The 14,640-nt window shown below is 63.1% G+C and carries 16 protein-coding genes; 8 read left to right on the plus strand and 8 right to left on the minus strand.

Annotated elements, in window-relative coordinates; all coding sequences use genetic code 11:
• Positions 1-27: 27 nt before the first annotated feature.
• The 3 genes from CK224_RS01120 (at position 28) to CK224_RS01130 (ending at position 2,612) form a co-directional block, all read left to right on the plus strand.
• Positions 28-492, plus strand: a complete 465-nt coding sequence (locus CK224_RS01120; RefSeq protein WP_095780534.1) for a RidA family protein — start codon at positions 28-30, stop codon at positions 490-492.
• A 12-nt stretch (positions 493-504) separates the two neighbouring features.
• A complete protein-coding gene (locus CK224_RS01125; protein ID WP_095780535.1) occupies positions 505-1,233 on the plus strand; it encodes a glycerophosphodiester phosphodiesterase in 729 nt (242 codons plus the stop codon).
• Positions 1,234-1,397: 164 nt separating this feature from the next.
• The gene (locus CK224_RS01130) at positions 1,398-2,612 is read left to right on the plus strand and encodes a GNAT family N-acetyltransferase (protein ID WP_095780536.1); all 1,215 of its coding nucleotides are present in this window, start codon (positions 1,398-1,400) and stop codon (positions 2,610-2,612) included.
• Positions 2,613-2,633: 21 nt separating this feature from the next.
• Here CK224_RS01130 and CK224_RS01135 read toward each other — a convergent pair whose 3' ends face one another.
• Positions 2,634-2,798: a cytochrome oxidase subunit III gene (locus CK224_RS01135; protein ID WP_095780537.1), complete on the minus strand. Its 165-nt coding sequence runs from the start codon at positions 2,796-2,798 to the stop codon at positions 2,634-2,636.
• A gap of 156 nt (positions 2,799-2,954) precedes the next feature.
• Between CK224_RS01135 and CK224_RS01140 the strand changes: the two genes are divergently transcribed.
• Both CK224_RS01140 and CK224_RS01145 read left to right on the plus strand, forming a co-directional pair.
• Positions 2,955-3,383 carry an HIT family protein gene (locus tag CK224_RS01140; RefSeq protein ID WP_066992609.1) on the plus strand — a complete coding sequence of 143 codons (429 nt, stop codon included), beginning with the start codon at positions 2,955-2,957 and terminating at the stop codon, positions 3,381-3,383.
• Positions 3,384-3,595: 212 nt separating this feature from the next.
• Positions 3,596-4,690, plus strand: coding sequence for a phosphatase PAP2 family protein (locus CK224_RS01145; protein ID WP_245425704.1), 1,095 nt, complete (start codon positions 3,596-3,598; stop codon positions 4,688-4,690).
• A gap of 237 nt (positions 4,691-4,927) precedes the next feature.
• Here the strand turns inward: CK224_RS01145 and clpA are convergent, their stop codons facing one another.
• Positions 4,928-7,393: an ATP-dependent Clp protease ATP-binding subunit ClpA gene (clpA, locus tag CK224_RS01150; RefSeq protein ID WP_066992605.1), complete on the minus strand. Its 2,466-nt coding sequence runs from the start codon at positions 7,391-7,393 to the stop codon at positions 4,928-4,930.
• Between the two features lie 6 nt (positions 7,394-7,399).
• The gene (clpS, locus tag CK224_RS01155; RefSeq protein WP_041000825.1) at positions 7,400-7,726 is read right to left on the minus strand and encodes an ATP-dependent Clp protease adapter ClpS; all 327 of its coding nucleotides are present in this window, start codon (positions 7,724-7,726) and stop codon (positions 7,400-7,402) included.
• Between the two features lie 89 nt (positions 7,727-7,815).
• On the opposite strand from clpS, the gene CK224_RS31135 reads away from it, so the two are divergent.
• Entirely contained in the window at positions 7,816-7,992 is a 177-nt protein-coding gene (locus CK224_RS31135) for a hypothetical protein (RefSeq protein ID WP_156751000.1), read from the plus strand.
• Positions 7,993-8,002: 10 nt separating this feature from the next.
• Here CK224_RS31135 and CK224_RS01160 read toward each other — a convergent pair whose 3' ends face one another.
• A complete protein-coding gene (locus CK224_RS01160; RefSeq protein WP_066992785.1) occupies positions 8,003-8,332 on the minus strand; it encodes a phasin family protein in 330 nt (109 codons plus the stop codon).
• Between the two features lie 288 nt (positions 8,333-8,620).
• Between CK224_RS01160 and CK224_RS01165 the strand changes: the two genes are divergently transcribed.
• Positions 8,621-10,075: a D-alanyl-D-alanine carboxypeptidase gene (locus CK224_RS01165; RefSeq protein WP_095780538.1), complete on the plus strand. Its 1,455-nt coding sequence runs from the start codon at positions 8,621-8,623 to the stop codon at positions 10,073-10,075.
• Between the two features lie 41 nt (positions 10,076-10,116).
• Here CK224_RS01165 and CK224_RS01170 read toward each other — a convergent pair whose 3' ends face one another.
• The 3 genes from CK224_RS01170 to CK224_RS01180 all read right to left on the minus strand — a co-directional run bounded on the left by CK224_RS01170 (position 10,117) and on the right by CK224_RS01180 (position 12,919).
• Positions 10,117-10,815 (minus strand): molecular chaperone DnaJ, encoded by a 699-nt coding sequence (locus CK224_RS01170; RefSeq protein ID WP_066992599.1) that lies wholly within the window; start codon positions 10,813-10,815, stop codon positions 10,117-10,119.
• Positions 10,816-10,938: 123 nt separating this feature from the next.
• On the minus strand, positions 10,939-11,376 hold the full coding sequence (locus CK224_RS01175) for a DUF1489 family protein (protein WP_095780539.1): 438 nt from the start codon (positions 11,374-11,376) through the stop codon (positions 10,939-10,941).
• Between the two features lie 139 nt (positions 11,377-11,515).
• Complete coding sequence (locus CK224_RS01180) at positions 11,516-12,919, minus strand: L-serine ammonia-lyase (RefSeq protein ID WP_095780540.1); 1,404 nt, start codon at positions 12,917-12,919, stop codon at positions 11,516-11,518.
• 116 nt (positions 12,920-13,035) lie between these two features.
• Here CK224_RS01180 and CK224_RS01185 point away from each other — a divergent pair, with 116 nt between their 5' ends.
• Positions 13,036-13,812 carry a DUF599 domain-containing protein gene (locus CK224_RS01185; RefSeq protein WP_095780541.1) on the plus strand — a complete coding sequence of 259 codons (777 nt, stop codon included), beginning with the start codon at positions 13,036-13,038 and terminating at the stop codon, positions 13,810-13,812.
• Here the strand turns inward: CK224_RS01185 and CK224_RS01190 are convergent.
• Positions 13,785-14,582, minus strand: a complete 798-nt coding sequence (locus tag CK224_RS01190) for a YdcF family protein (protein ID WP_095780542.1) — start codon at positions 14,580-14,582, stop codon at positions 13,785-13,787. The two genes, CK224_RS01185 and CK224_RS01190, sit on opposite strands and share 28 nt — an antisense overlap.
• Between the last annotated feature and the right edge of the window lie 58 nt (positions 14,583-14,640).

Raw genomic sequence — 14,640 nt, forward strand, 5'->3', positions numbered from 1 at the left:
GGCGCCTTCCAGCAATAGGGAAAACCAATGAGCGAAACAATCGAAAAGCGGCTAAGCGATCTCGGCGTCGCCATTCCGGCCGCAGCAGCGCCGGCCGCCAACTACGTGCCCTACTGCCGGACAGGCAACACGCTCTTCACCGCCGGGCAGCTGCCGCTGAAGGACGGCAAGCTGCAGGCAAGCGGGCTGCTTGGCCGCGACATCGATACCGCCGCCGGCAAGGAGGGCGCAAAATTCTGCGCCATCAACATTCTGGCGCAGGCCAAGGCAGCACTTGGCGATCTCGAAAAAATCCGCCGGCTGGTCAAGATCACGGTCTTCGTCGCCTCGGCGCCGGACTTCGTCGAGCAGCATCTGGTCGCCAACGGCGCCTCCGACTTCCTCGTCGCGGTCCTCGGCGAACGTGGCAAGCACGCTCGCTCCGCCGTCGGCACCGTGTCGCTCCCGCTCAATGCCGCGGTCGAGATCGAAGCGATCTTCGAAGTCGAGTGAAACGAGCCTGACATGACCGACATTTCCTGGTTGATTGCCCGCCCCGTCGCGCATCGCGGCTTCCACGACATGAACAAGACACGCTGGGAGAACACGCTGTCGGCCTTCGCCGCGGCAGCCGACCGCGGTTACGCGATCGAATGCGACGTGCATGTCTCGTCCGACGGCGTTCCCGTCATCATCCACGACTGCGACCTGAAACGCCTGACAGGCGAGGATGGCTTCGTCTGGCAACGCACCGCGGCCGAGCTCACCGCGCTCAAGGTGGGCGGCACGAAAGATCATGTGCCGACGTTGCAGGAGGCGCTCGACCTGATCGACGGACGCGTGCCGCTGGTGGTCGAGCTGAAAGGTGTTCCCGGCCACGACAAAGGATTGGTCGCGAGCGTCGGCAGGCTGCTCAAGCGCTACAATGGCAAGGTGGCCATCATGTCATTTGACCATTGGCTGATCCGCGACTTCGCCAAGGAGGCGCCGGGCATTCCCGGCGGGCTCACCGCCTACGGCAAGGACGACCAGCTGATCGAGGCGCATTTTGCCATGCTGGCGCATAACCTCGCCTTCACCTCTTACGCCGCCGGCGATCTGCCGAACCGGTTCGTCAGCTTCGTGCGCGAAAAGCTCGGGATGCCGGTCATCACCTGGACCGTGCACGACCAGCCAGCGGTCGACCTCACCTTCAAATATGCCGACCAGATGACCTTCGAGGGCTTTGAGCCGGACCTGGTCAAGGTCGCCTAGAGCTGATGATTTCAGGTCGAACGACCTGGATCAGATCCGCCGAAATCAATCTGAGAGAGAGCATGATGCCGTCCGAAAACCGCTTCACACTTTTCGGCATCATGCCCTGAGGCAGTGCCTGAAACGTGACTTGTAGCTGCCCTGAGGACGCTTAAATAAGCCGGATGGATCAGGGCGACGACGACGATGGACGGACAGCGAATGCGGACTATTCGGTCCGCGTCGCGGCGACCATCGGCGCATTCACCTGCGATGAATGGAACGGCTTCGCCGCAACCACGCGCGGCGACAAAGCAAACGGCTACAACCCGCTCGTTTCATTCGGTTTTCTGAGCGCGCTTGAGGATTCTGGCTGTGCCGTGCGGCGCACCGGCTGGCAGGGTCATCACCTCAGGCTCGAGACGGCGCAAGGCAAGCTGCTGGGCGCCGTGCCTTGCTATCTCAAATCGCACAGTCAGGGCGAATATGTCTTCGACCACGGCTGGTCGGACGCGTTCGAGCGCGCAGGTGGGCGCTATTATCCGAAGCTGCAATGCTCGGTGCCGTTCACGCCCGTCACCGGACCTCGCCTGCTCGTAAGCAGGGGCGAGGACGAAGGCGCGGTGAGGGCCGGCCTCGCCGGCGGCCTGAAATTGGTGACCGACAAGCTCGGCGTGTCTTCCGCGCATGTCACCTTCGCCGCCGAGCCCGACATTGCGACGCTCGAAGCAGCGGGTTTCCTGCACCGGACCGACCAGCAGTTCCATTTCTTCAACGAAGGCTTTTCGAGCTATGATGACTTCCTCGCCACGCTCGCTTCACGCAAGCGTAAGGCGATGAAAAAGGAACGTCGCGAGGCGCTGGCCGACGGCATCAGCATCGATTGGCTGACCGGCAGGGACATCACCGAACGCGTCTGGGACGATTTCTTCGCTTTCTACATGGATACCGGCGGCAGGAAATGGGGCCGCCCTTATCTCAACCGCCAGTTCTTCTCGCTGATCGGCGAGCGCATGGCCGAGGACGTTCTCCTGGTCATGGCCAAGCGCAACGGCCGCTACATTGCGGGCGCCATCAACTTCATCGGGTCCGACGCGCTTTACGGCCGCAACTGGGGCTGCATCGAGGATCACCCCTTCCTGCATTTCGAGGTCTGCTACCATCAGGCGATCGACTTCGCGATCGAGCGCAAGTTGAAGGTGGTGGAGGCCGGCGCGCAAGGCGAGCACAAGTTGGCGCGCGGCTACCAGCCGGTGACCATGCATTCGGCGCACTACATCGCCCATCCCGGCCTGCGCAACGCGGTTGCCGACTACCTTCGCCGCGAGAGGCGCGAGGTGGAGCGGATGGGGGAGTATCTCGAAGAGCACACCCCGTTCCGCAAGGATCTCAAGGAATAGCTCGGGCCTTGCAATCCACAGTCATTGCGGCTTTCGGGCCGCGATCGGAACGAGGAACGAAAAGCAGGCAACCAGGAAGAAAATGCCGCCGCCGAGCGCCAGCAGATCGCCTGCGCGCCACGCGGCGGCGATGAAGAACAGCGCCGACACAATGAACAACAGCCATCCGGCGACGATCCACTTCATAGTCGCTCCATCCTGACATTGACGTATCAGACGAGAACACCTGCGATCATGCAACAGCGATGGCCGACCGCGCTGCCGACAGATCGGCTCAATCGTCTTGCCGCTCGGAAGCGGCTTCGCTACACCGGACGACGACCATAATCCGGAGTGCCCGCCATGGCCGAAGCCTACGATCCCGGCAACATCTTTGCGAAAATCCTGCGCGGCGAAATCCCCTCGCACCGCATCTATGAGGACGATGCGGTCGTAGCCTTCATGGATGTGATGCCGCAAGGGGTCGGCCATACGCTGGTGGTGCCGAAGGCGCCGTCGCGCAATATCCTCGACGCCGATCCGGCAACATTCGGTCCGCTGTTTGCCGTGGTGCAGAAGGTGGCGGTTGCCGTGAAAAAGGCCTTCAACGCCGACGGCGTCACCTTGATGCAATTCAACGAGCCGGCCTCCGGGCAGACCGTCTACCATCTCCATGTCCACGTCATTCCGCGCTTCGACGGCGTGCCGCTGAAGCCTCATTCCGGGCAGATGGAAAAGCCGGAAGTGCTGGCCGAGAACGCCGGCAAGATCCGCGCGGCACTGGGAAACTAAAGCGCGCGGCCCCGTCGCCGTTGAAGGCCGACTGACAGCCTCGCACTGACGATCCTATATCGGTTTGCCGCGACAACCCCGGCGCGTTTTTCCCCGGCCGGCCGCGTGCGGCGCCCGGATGCGACCGTTTGCACTCGAATCGTTTGGTTAGGAAATATCGAACCATCTCGCTGTAGAACGCTGAGGCGTGGCGAGCTATTGGGTTTCAAACCATGGACAATTCGGTTGCGGCGTCGACCCCCCTTGCGAGGATGGCTGGCGGACGGGCTTTTCTGATCGCCCTGGCACACGCCTTTCGACGACACAGATTGCTTCACGCCTTGGCCGTCGGCGCTCTGCTTCTGGCAATAGCGATCGGCATGCGCACCGGAAACATGCCGGATTTCGGCATATTGAAAGAATACAGTGAGTACCTTTTGATCGCTTTCTGGATCTGCGGTTGCGTCTTTGCACTTGGGATCTTTCTCCACCTTGCGCTGGTCAAACGGGATCCCGAACCGCTGGGCACCTTCCTGAAATCGCTGGGCAGCTTTTTCGGCGACGCCGAACGCACGGCCAACAGCCTCAACGGCCTGACCGCCAGCATCGCCTTCGTATCCGCCGTCGGCGTTCTGAAAGGAGCCATCGCAATCCTCTCCCCTTTTGCATGGGACAAGGCGCTGGCCCACGCCGATCGGATCCTGCATCTCGGTAGAGCCCCGGACGAATGGCTGTGGTTTGTCGTCCAGTCGCCATTTGCATTGAGGATGCTCAATCTCGCCTACAATTTCTGGTTCATCGTGCTCATCGCCACGGTTTTCACCGCCTGCATCACGCGCAAAGATACGAAGCTGCGTCATCAGTTCCTGATGAGCTTCATGCTGATATGGACGCTTGGCGGCTTCTTCCTGGCGATGGGGCTGTCGTCGGCAGGGCCGTGCTTTTACGAGCGACTGGGACTCGGCGGTGACTTCCGTCCCCTCATGCAGGCACTCGCCGCCGCCGATCGCATCTATCCGATCTGGGCGCTTAGCACGCAGGACATGCTGTGGAGCGGCTATACCGGCGCGACCGTCGGCAGCATCGGCATATCCGCTTTCCCGTCCATGCACGTGGCGATGGCGGTGCTTTTCTCTTTGTACGCAACGCAGCGCTCCCGGCCGGCCGGTATCCTGATGTGGGCATTCGCTGCCATGATAATGGTCGGCTCAGTCGCGCTTGGCTGGCATTATGCCATCGACGGCTACGCGGGTGCGCTCTTGTCGATCATGATCTGGAAGGCGTGCGGATATTTCCTGACACGCTTCGCGCCGGACGGCGTTGCTTGACTCTGCAGCCAGCAAACATTTCCCGGGGCGGCAATGCTCGACTTCCTGAGGGCCGCGCGCCATTCCGTATGGATGATTTGGCCAGCCGTCACGTGCCGGTTCCTCCCAGTCAAAAAGCCCCGTTGCCGGTGCTTTTTGACTGCAATGCATGTCGCCCAAAGACGGGCGGCCGTTTTGGTAACAAGCACCTAGCGCGCGCCGCCTGAATCCGTTTCAGCGGGACGCGCTTCAGGTCGATCAGCCCTTGCGGGGCAGCTGTGGCACCAGGCTTCGCTTGCCGCCGTCCTTGCCCTTCGGCTCCGGCTTCTGCGCCACGGCCTTCTTGGCGGCAGGCTTCTTCGCCGCCGCCTTCCTCGGCTTCGGCGCGTCCTCCGGCTCTTCCTTCTTCGGCTTCACCGGAGCTTCATCGGCCAACGATTCGAGCTTCAGGCCGGTCTCGCCGGTTTCCTTCTTCTCGACGGTGACGCGCACCGTGCCACCCTTCTTCAGCTTGCCGAACAGCACCTCGTCGGCCAGCGGCTTCTTGATGTGCTCCTGAATGACGCGGCCGAGCGGACGCGCGCCCATGCGCTCGTCATAGCCCTTGTCGGCCAGCCAGGCGATCGCGTCCGGCGACAGGTCGAAGGTGACGCCCCGCTCGGAAAGCTGAGCCTCGAGCTGCATGACGAATTTCTGCACCACCTGATGGATCACCGGTATCGGCAGCGAGCCGAACGGAATGATCGCGTCGAGACGGTTGCGGAATTCGGGCGTGAACAGCCGGTTGATAGCCTCGACGTCGTCGCCCTCGCGCTTGGTCGAGCCGAAGCCGATCGCCGCGCGCTGAGCGTCCGATGCGCCCGCATTGGTCGTCATGATCAGGATGACGTTGCGGAAGTCGATCTGCTTGCCGTTGTGGTCGGTTAGCTTGCCGTGGTCCATCACCTGCAACAGGATGTTGAACAGGTCCGGATGCGCCTTCTCCACCTCGTCGAGCAACAGCACGCAATGGGGATGCTGGTCGACACCGTCGGTCAGCAGTCCACCCTGGTCGAAGCCGACATAGCCGGGAGGTGCGCCGATCAGCCGCGAGACGGTGTGACGTTCCATATATTCCGACATGTCGAAGCGGATCAGCTCGACGCCCAGCGAGGCCGCGAGTTGCTTGGCCACTTCCGTCTTGCCGACGCCGGTCGGCCCTGAGAACAGGTAGGAGCCGATCGGCTTCTCCGGCTCGCGCAGGCCCGCCCGCGCCAGCTTGATCGCCGACGTCAGCGCTGTGATCGCGGTATCCTGACCGTAGACGACGCGCTTCAGCTCGACATCGAGACCCTGCAGCACCTTCTCGTCGTCCGCCGAGACCGTCTTCGGCGGGATGCGCGCCATGGTGGCGATCGTCGCTTCGATTTCCTTGATGCCGATCGTCTTCTTGCGCTTGGCCTCAGGCACCAACATCTGCGAGGCGCCGGTCTCGTCGATCACGTCGATCGCCTTGTCCGGCAGCTTGCGGTCGCTGATGTAGCGGGCCGACAACTCCACCGAAGCCTTGATCGCCTCGCTCGTGTAGCGGACCTTGTGGAACTCCTCGAAATAGGGCTTCAGGCCCTTCATGATCTCAATGGCGTCCTCGATGGTCGGCTCGTTGACGTCGATCTTTTGGAAGCGCCGCACCAGCGCGCGGTCCTTCTCGAAGAACTGGCGGAACTCCTTGTACGTTGTCGAGCCGATGCAGCGGATCGCGCCGGACGACAGCGCCGGCTTCAACAGGTTCGAGGCATCCATGGCGCCGCCGGACGTGGCCCCTGCCCCGATCACGGTATGGATCTCGTCGATGAAAAGCACCGCGCCCGGATAGTCCTCGAGCTCCTTGACGACCTGCTTCAGGCGCTCCTCGAAGTCGCCGCGATAGCGGGTGCCGGCCAACAGCGTGCCCATGTCGAGCGCGAAGATGGTGGCGTCCTGCAGCACCTCGGGCACGTCGCCTTCGACGATGCGTTTGGCAAGGCCCTCGGCGATCGCCGTCTTGCCGACGCCGGGGTCGCCGACATAGAGCGGGTTGTTCTTGGAGCGGCGGCACAGCACCTGGATGGTGCGATTGATCTCGCTTTCGCGGCCGATCAGCGGATCGATCTTGCCGGCCTTGGCCTTGTTGTTGAGGTTGATGCAGTAGGCCGTCAGCGCGTCCTGCGGCTTCTTCTTGCCGCCGTCCTCCTGCGGCTCGGCGCCGTTCTGGCCGCCCTGCTCATCGTCGGCGCCGCGCGGCGTGCGCGACTCCGAAGCGCCGGGGCGCTTGGCGATGCCGTGCGAGATGTAGTTGACCGCGTCGTAGCGGGTCATCTGCTGTTCCTGCAGGAAATAGGCCGCATGGCTTTCGCGCTCGGCAAAGATTGCGACGAGCACATTGGCTCCGGACACCTCCTCGCGGCCGGACGACTGCACATGGATGACGGCGCGCTGGATGACGCGCTGGAACCCGGCGGTCGGTTTCGAATCCTCGTCGTAACCGGTGACGAGGTTGTCGAGCTCGGTGTCGATATAGGTCAGAACGGTGTGCTTGAGCTCGTCGAGATCGACATTGCAGGCGCGCATCACCGCGGCCGCCTCGGTGTCGTCGATGAGCGCCAGCAGCAGGTGTTCGAGCGTAGCATATTCATGATGCCGCTCGTTGGCGAATGTCAGCGCCTGATGTAGCGCCTTTTCCAGGCCTTGGGAGAAAGCCGGCATGTTACCTCACTTCTTCTCCATCACGCATTGCAGCGGATGCTGATTCTGTCGGGCGAAATCCATGACCTGAGACACTTTGGTCTCGGCCACCTCGAATGTGTAGACCCCGCACTCGCCCACTCCATGATTGTGAACATGCAGCATGATGCGTGTGGCGGCCTCGCGGTCCTTCTGGAAAAAACGCTCCAGGACGTGGACCACGAACTCCATGGGAGTGTAGTCGTCGTTAAGGATGAGGACCCTGTAGAGGCTGGGCTTTTTTGTCTTGGTTTTGGTGCGCGTGATGACCGCCGTGCCGCGACCGGGATCGTTGCGGTCGCCGTCACCTTGCATTCGCACCACGCCTGCCGTGGCAGTCAAACCGATCGTCACGTAGTCCTGCCTTTTCGAATCCTCATGCGAGTTCAACATGTAGGTCTTCGATGGCCGATTTTAAGCCCTTCTGTTTAGCTGACAATATGGCTAGGTACGCAAACTTCAGCGAATTTCTCAATCGTGAATGCGGCAAGGCGCGGGTGGTTGCGGCGGCGCATGAAAAAACCCGGCCGCGCTTCCGCGACCGGGTTGTTTTTGCGGGCCGGCTAGCCTGCCCGATGTGATCGGACGAAATTACTTCGCCTTGGCGACGACCGATTCGAACGGCTTGTAGGCTTCCTTGGCGAGCTCGGCATAGAGATTGCCGATCTTGCTGGCCTCGGCCACGAAGCTCTCGTAGCTCTGCTTGGCGTAGTCGGTCTGGATCTCGATGGCCTTCTCGATCGACTTGGCCGAGAACAGCTTCTCGAAGGCGGCGCTGCCGGCCTCGAAGCTCTTCTTGGTGTATTCGCCGGCTTCGGTCGCGATCGCCTGCGCACCCTTGGTGAGCGAGGCAAAGCTCTTCAGCCCGGTGTCGGCAAACTCCTTGCCGTATTTCGCGAAGTCCTCATAGGTCTGGGTCATTTCATGCCTTCCCTTGGTTGAAACGCCCATTTAGCCCCGGGCGCCCTTGTGCAATGCACCGGAATATATTGTGCGCTGCACAAAAGTCAAGATTGCCTTGAGCCGCAAGGGCTCCGCGCGACAGCGACCGCTAAAGTTCGAATAAACAGAGGCTCAAATCGCCAGAAAATGGGGAACGCGGCGGTTACCATAAACGGATTGGTAACGCTGACCGCGATAGCTTGGCCGGAAGTGAGGCAGGCACCCCTCTGCCGCCTCCGGGGCAACGAAAATTCAGGGTAAGTAACGGTGCGTCAGGCGTTGTCGGGCTTCGTCTCCAAATCTTCATTCTCCTTCAAAGCGATCATGATTGCCGCGCTCGCGGTGACGATTGTCGCCGCCGATGTCGCCTCCGCGATGGCGGCAAAGTCTGCCGCGATTGTCGTCGACGCCAAGACCGGAAGGGTGCTTTATTCGGCTGACGCCAACGGCCGGCGCTATCCGGCTTCGCTCACCAAGATGATGACGCTCTACCTCACCTTCGAGGCATTGGCGAAGGGCAGGATCGGCAAGAACACGCCGGTGCCGTTCTCGGCCCATGCCGCGTCCGAGCCGCCGACCAAGCTCGGCGTGCGCGCCGGCGGGTCGGTGCCGGTCGAGACCGCGATCCTGTCGATGGTGACGAAGTCGGCGAACGACTCGGCGACCGCGCTGGGCGAGTTGCTCGGCGGCAGCGAAGACAATTTTGCCCGCATGATGACGGCCAAGGCACGCCAGCTTGGCATGAACGGCACTGTCTTCCGCAACGCCAATGGCCTGCCCGACCCGGGCCAGTTCACCACGGCGCACGACATGGCGATGCTCGGCATCGCGCTCCGCGAGCACTTCCCGCAATATTACGGCTATTTCTCGCAGCGCTCGTTCCTCTATGGCCGCCAGCGCATCAACGGCCATAATCGCCTGCTCGGCCGCATCAAGGGTGTCGACGGCATCAAAACCGGCTACACGCGCGCTTCCGGCTACAACCTGGTCTCCTCAGTCGCCGATGGCGATCGCCGCCTCGTCGCAGTGGTGATGGGCGGCGCTTCCGGCCGCAGCCGCGACAACCAGATGGCTTCACTGATCAACACCTATCTGCCGCGCGCCTCGGCCCGCGGCGGCGGCAACCTGATCGCCAAGGCGGGCGGCGGCAATCCGATCAAGGCTCTGGCCAAGGTCCTCCTGCCCAAGCATGACGCGCCGACTCCGGACGAAAAACCGGCTGTCGACGACACCGAAGTCGCGTCAGCCGATGACAGCGCGCCGGTCGCTGAGGAAACCAAGCCGGTGATCCAGGTCAGGAAGGTGAAGACGGTTGCGGTGGCCGCCATGGCTCCGGCACCCGCGCCCCAAGAAACCACCTCAGAGACCGAAACCGCATCACAGCCCGAAGCCACGTCCCAGACGGTTGCCGCTTACGCCGAGCCGGCCGCAGCCGCCGCCCCGGCCATCGATCCGGTCAAGACGGCCTCGCTGCCGTCGGGATGGGTGGTGCAGGTCGCGTCCTCGCCGACGCAATCGGGGGCTCAGGCGCTTCTCGACAAGACGACCAAGCAGGCGCCGAAGGTGCTGGCCGACGCATCGGGCTTCACGGTCGCGTTCGACAAGGGCGGCGTCACCTACTACCGCGCCCGCTTCGGCGGTTTCGGCTCGAAGGACGCAGCCTGGAAAGCTTGCGACGCCCTGAAGCGAAAGAAGATCGAGTGCTACGCCGTCCAGCAATAGGCGGCTTTTGAACCTCCCGGGAAGTTCCGCGTCGAAGGAGACTAGTCGTGATTGGAGAGCAAGACGTCCTTGGCTTCATTGATCCGCGCCGCCAGGACAGACGTGCCGCCGACATCGGCGTTCAGGCGCTGCATCAGGCGGCGGTGCGCCTTGCGGATATCCGCCGCGGCAGCCCCCGCTTCAAGACCAAGGATCTTGTAGGCCTCCTCCTTAGTCATGGCGCCCGCACCTGGCGCAACACCCAGCCCTTCGCCACTGTCCGGCTGCGCGTCCTTGCGCCAGACGGGAAAACGGCCGTCAAGATACGTCTCTAGCAGCTGGCGGCTCTCCGGGTCCGGCCGCAGCTCGACATGGAGTTGCTGCAGCTCGGCGATCCCCATGGCGCTCAGCATTCTCCCCTCATAATGGCCGGCGAGAACAAGGCCTTCGAGCTTGCCGCTGTCGTGGTCGAGCTCCATTTCGAGAGCCGCGGTGCGCACGGTTGAGCGTTTGGCCGCGACAAGTTTCGGTGGCGGTCGCCTCGCCCGCATCCAGGCATACCAGCCTGCAGCCGCAATCATCAGCAGGCCGCCAAAGCTGCTGCGGCCGACCACGAGCATCGTCGCGCCGATCAGGCCCAACAGCGCGGGTCCAAGCGTTCTGAGACTGTCCGCCATCCTCGCTGCGTCGGCACGCACAAAGATTGTCGCGGCGCCGAAAAGCACCAGGAGCACGGCTGCCAATGCGATGATCACGCCCATCAGTTTGCACCGCCATCCAAATGATTGTGCATCGAAATCAAGATGTGGCGCAGGGGCGGTGCTTGCAAGCCCCACACCGGGCCGCTCGAAGGGCCAGCAAGCGGAAGATGAGGACCTGCAGTCTTACAGCAGGCCGAGATCCGCAAGCTCCAGGCGCAGTTTCGGCGGCATCTCGGCCAATGCGGCCCTGCCCTTGCCGAGATCGGCCGGCGCATCGGAGGGCTTAAGATAACGCCAGCCCTGGAAGGCGCGGCGCGGCTGCCAGTCGGTGCGCACCACTTCGGGATCAAGCACGAGATGGCAGCGGCCGATGCCTTCGCCGTCGACGAAAGGCCGGATCTCCGTGATCAGCTGCCGGCATTGGACGTTGCCCTTGATCACCCAGTAGAGCGAGCCGCCATCGGTGATCTCCCCACCGCGCGTCGGCACCATGCGCGTGGTGTGCCAGTGCTCGGCCGGCTCGCCAGCGCGGCGCCGCTCGTCGAGACGGAAGGCGATCCACTCTTCCAGGTCCTCGACGCTGTCGCAGCCGACGCAGAGTTTGACGAGATTGAGAGACATGCCCGCAATCTAGCGACAGCGCCGGAGGCATTCAACGCCAAGCTCGATTATGCACAGGCCGACTGCAGCCAGATCATGAGGCCAGCGTGGCCGTTTCGATCGCTTCGGCAAACCAAGCCCGCCGGTGGGCGGGGCAAGGTCAGCACTCGACCACGTTGACAGCCAGTCCGCCGAGGCTGGTTTCCTTATATTTCTCGTTCATGTCGAGACCGGTCTGGCGCATGGTCTCGATCGCAGCATCCAGCGGCACGAAATGCGTCCCGTCGCCCTTGATCGCGAGCGAGGCGGCTGTCACCGCCTTGACCGCGCCCAGCGCATTGCGCTCGATGCAGGGCACCTGCACCAGGCCGCCGACCGGATCGCAGGTCATGCCGAGGTGGTGCTCGAGTGCGATTTCCGCGGCGTTCTCGACCTGCTCCGGAGTGCCCCCCATGACCGCGCAAAGCCCGGCCGCCGCCATTGCCGAAGCGGATCCCACTTCGCCCTGGCAGCCGACCTCGGCGCCCGAGATCGAAGCGTTTGACTTGATGATGCCGCCGACGGCGGCGGCCGTCAGCAAGAAGTCGCGGATGCTCGGCTGGTCAGCTTCGGGATGGAAATGCAGCCAGTAGCGCAGCACTGCCGGCAGCGTGCCGGCGGCACCGTTGGTCGGCGCAGTCACCACGCGCCCGCCGGCGGCGTTCTCCTCGTTCACCGCCATGGCATAGATCGACAGCCAGTCATTGGCGAGCAAGGGGTTGGGCCGGTTCTGCTGCCACTGTTCCTGCAGCTTGTCATGCAATTGGCGTGCGCGGCGCCGCACCTTCAGTCCGCCCGGCATGATGCCGTCCTGCGACAGCCCGCGGTCGATGCAGCCTTTCATGGCGCTCCAGATCGCGTCGAGGCCGGCGTCCAGCTCCTCGCGCGACATATGCGTTTCCTCGTTGGACCGCTTCATCTCGGCGATCGAAAGCCCGCTCTTGGCCGCCATCGCCAGCATCTCGACGGCGTTCTTGAACGGATAAGGCACCTTCTTGCCTTCCGTCGTCACCGAGCCCTTGGCCTTCATGCGCTGCAACTCTTCCTCGGAGACGACGAAGCCGCCGCCGATTGAATAATAGATGCGCTTGAGCAGCAGCCGGTCGGACGCATCGTAGGCATAGAAGGCCATGCCGTTGGCGTGGCCGGTCAGCGGCGTCTTGCGGTCGAGCACCAGATCCTTGGCCGGGTCGAAGCGGTAGGCCGGATGCCCAGGCGGTGAAATCCGTTTCTCCGTTCCGATGCGGGCAACGATGCTATCCGCCTCATCCGGATCGACCGTCTGCGGCGTCTCGCCGGCCAAGCCGAGGATGACGGCGCGGTCCGAGCCATGGCCGATGCCGGTATAAGCGAGCGAGCCGTGCAGGCTGGCGCCGATGCGATCGACCTCGACGCCGGCCGGGCGCGGCCAGTCGTCGGCGAGGATTTCGTCGAGGAAACGGCGGGCAGCCGTCATCGGCCCCATCGTATGCGAGCTCGATGGACCGATGCCGATCTTGAACAGGTCGAAAACCGAAAGGAACACGCGCCGCTGTCTCCTGGAGGCCGCTCAAAACTTACATATAGGAATTCTCGCGATGTTTCCGCTGTTTTGCATGTCGCGGCGCGGCGTCAGCCGACCTTGTTTGCTCCGGCAGCGACATGTATCCGCTTGCTTCCGCCGTCGAAGCGCCCGCCGGGCCTGTGGTAAAAGAACGTAGGGGCGATTCCCTTCATCTTTCAGCGGCAGACCTTGCCGCTCTAGGCTTCTTCTTAGCCGTCTGGGTGCTGCATACGCTGGCCTCCGACGGCAAGCTCGTTAGCCGCGTGTCGCTGACCACGGCCATGAACGCTCAGCGCGAAGCCTGGATGCGCAACATGGCCGAGCGCGAGGTGCGCATAGTCGACACCGCCATCATGTCCGGGCTGCAGCAAGGCACCGCCTTCTTTGCCTCGAGCTCTCTGATCGCGCTCGGCGGCTGCTTTGCCCTTCTCGGGGCTTCCGACCGGGTTCTAACAATAATGGCTCACCTGCCGTTGGCCTCCGCATTCTCCCGCGAGGCCTTCCAGACCAAGATGTTCGGCCTGGTGCTGATCCTCGCCTTCGCCTTCTTCAAATTCGGCTGGGCCTACCGGCTGTTCAACTACTGCTCGATCCTGATCGGTGCCGTGCCGGTCCCGCATGGCGAGGCCTCGCGCAATCCGGTCAGCGGGACGGCGGTGTGGCGGGCCACCCGCATGAACGTGCTTGCCGGCAAGCATTTCAATTCCGGCCTGCGCGCCGTCTTCTTCTCGATCGGCTATCTCGGCTCGTTCGTCGGCCCGACGGTGTTCGTGCTGTCGACGCTGGTGCTCCTTGCCGTGCTTGTGCGGCGCCAGTTCTTCTCGGCCGCGCGCCAGGCAGTGCTCGGTCAGCCGCCCAGCGCCGGGAAAGGTTGAGCGATGCGGCCCGACAGCCAATAGGCGGAGAGCCCGATCCATTCGCGGACCGCCATGGTGGTCGCCTGCAGCGAATCGGCCGGATTGTCGCGGAACAGACCGATGCCTTCCTTGCCTGAGGTCCGGTAATCGACCGGCCAAGGGACGGTTGGAAAACCGGCCTTGTCGAACAGCGCCTTGGCGCGCGGCATATGGAAGGCAGACGTCACCAGCAGCCATGTCTCGCCCGGTTTCGGCTCGACCAGCCTGCGGGTGAAGACTGCATTTTCGTACGTGTTGCGGGACTTGTTCTCAAGAATCAGGCGATCGGGCGCGACCCCCAGCGCGCCAAGCAGGCGCGGCGCGGTGTCGGCATCGCCCTCGCCGTCCAGGAAAAGCTCGCCATTGCCGCCGGAGACGACCACTTTCGCTTGCGGAAAACGCCTGGCGAGGATCGCCGTCTCGACCATGCGATCGCCGCCGCTGTTCAGCTCATAGCCTCCGCGCGCCAGATTGATCGCACCCTCGAAACCGCCGCCGAGCACGACGATTCCATCGACCTTGTCCGGCAGCGGCGGCTTGGGAAAGCGTTCCTCCAGCGGATTTAGCATCATCGCGCCAAGCGAGGTCCAGGCCGAAAGCGCGAGCATCAGGAAGGCGAGCACGCTGCCGGTGCCAGCCAGCCGAGGGCGGCGGAAGAGCGCCGCCAGCAGACCGGCAAGCAGCAGGAAGATCGCCAGGTTGAGCGGCTGGACGAAAAACCAAAGGATCTTGGAAAGATAGTAGAACATTTCCCTCACCCCATTACGGCGCCGCGCGTCCTTTGGACGCGCAAAGGACGCCACAACG

Origin of the sequence: Mesorhizobium sp. WSM3862 (assembly GCF_002294985.1) — a bacterium.
GTDB lineage: Bacteria > Pseudomonadota > Alphaproteobacteria > Rhizobiales > Rhizobiaceae > Mesorhizobium.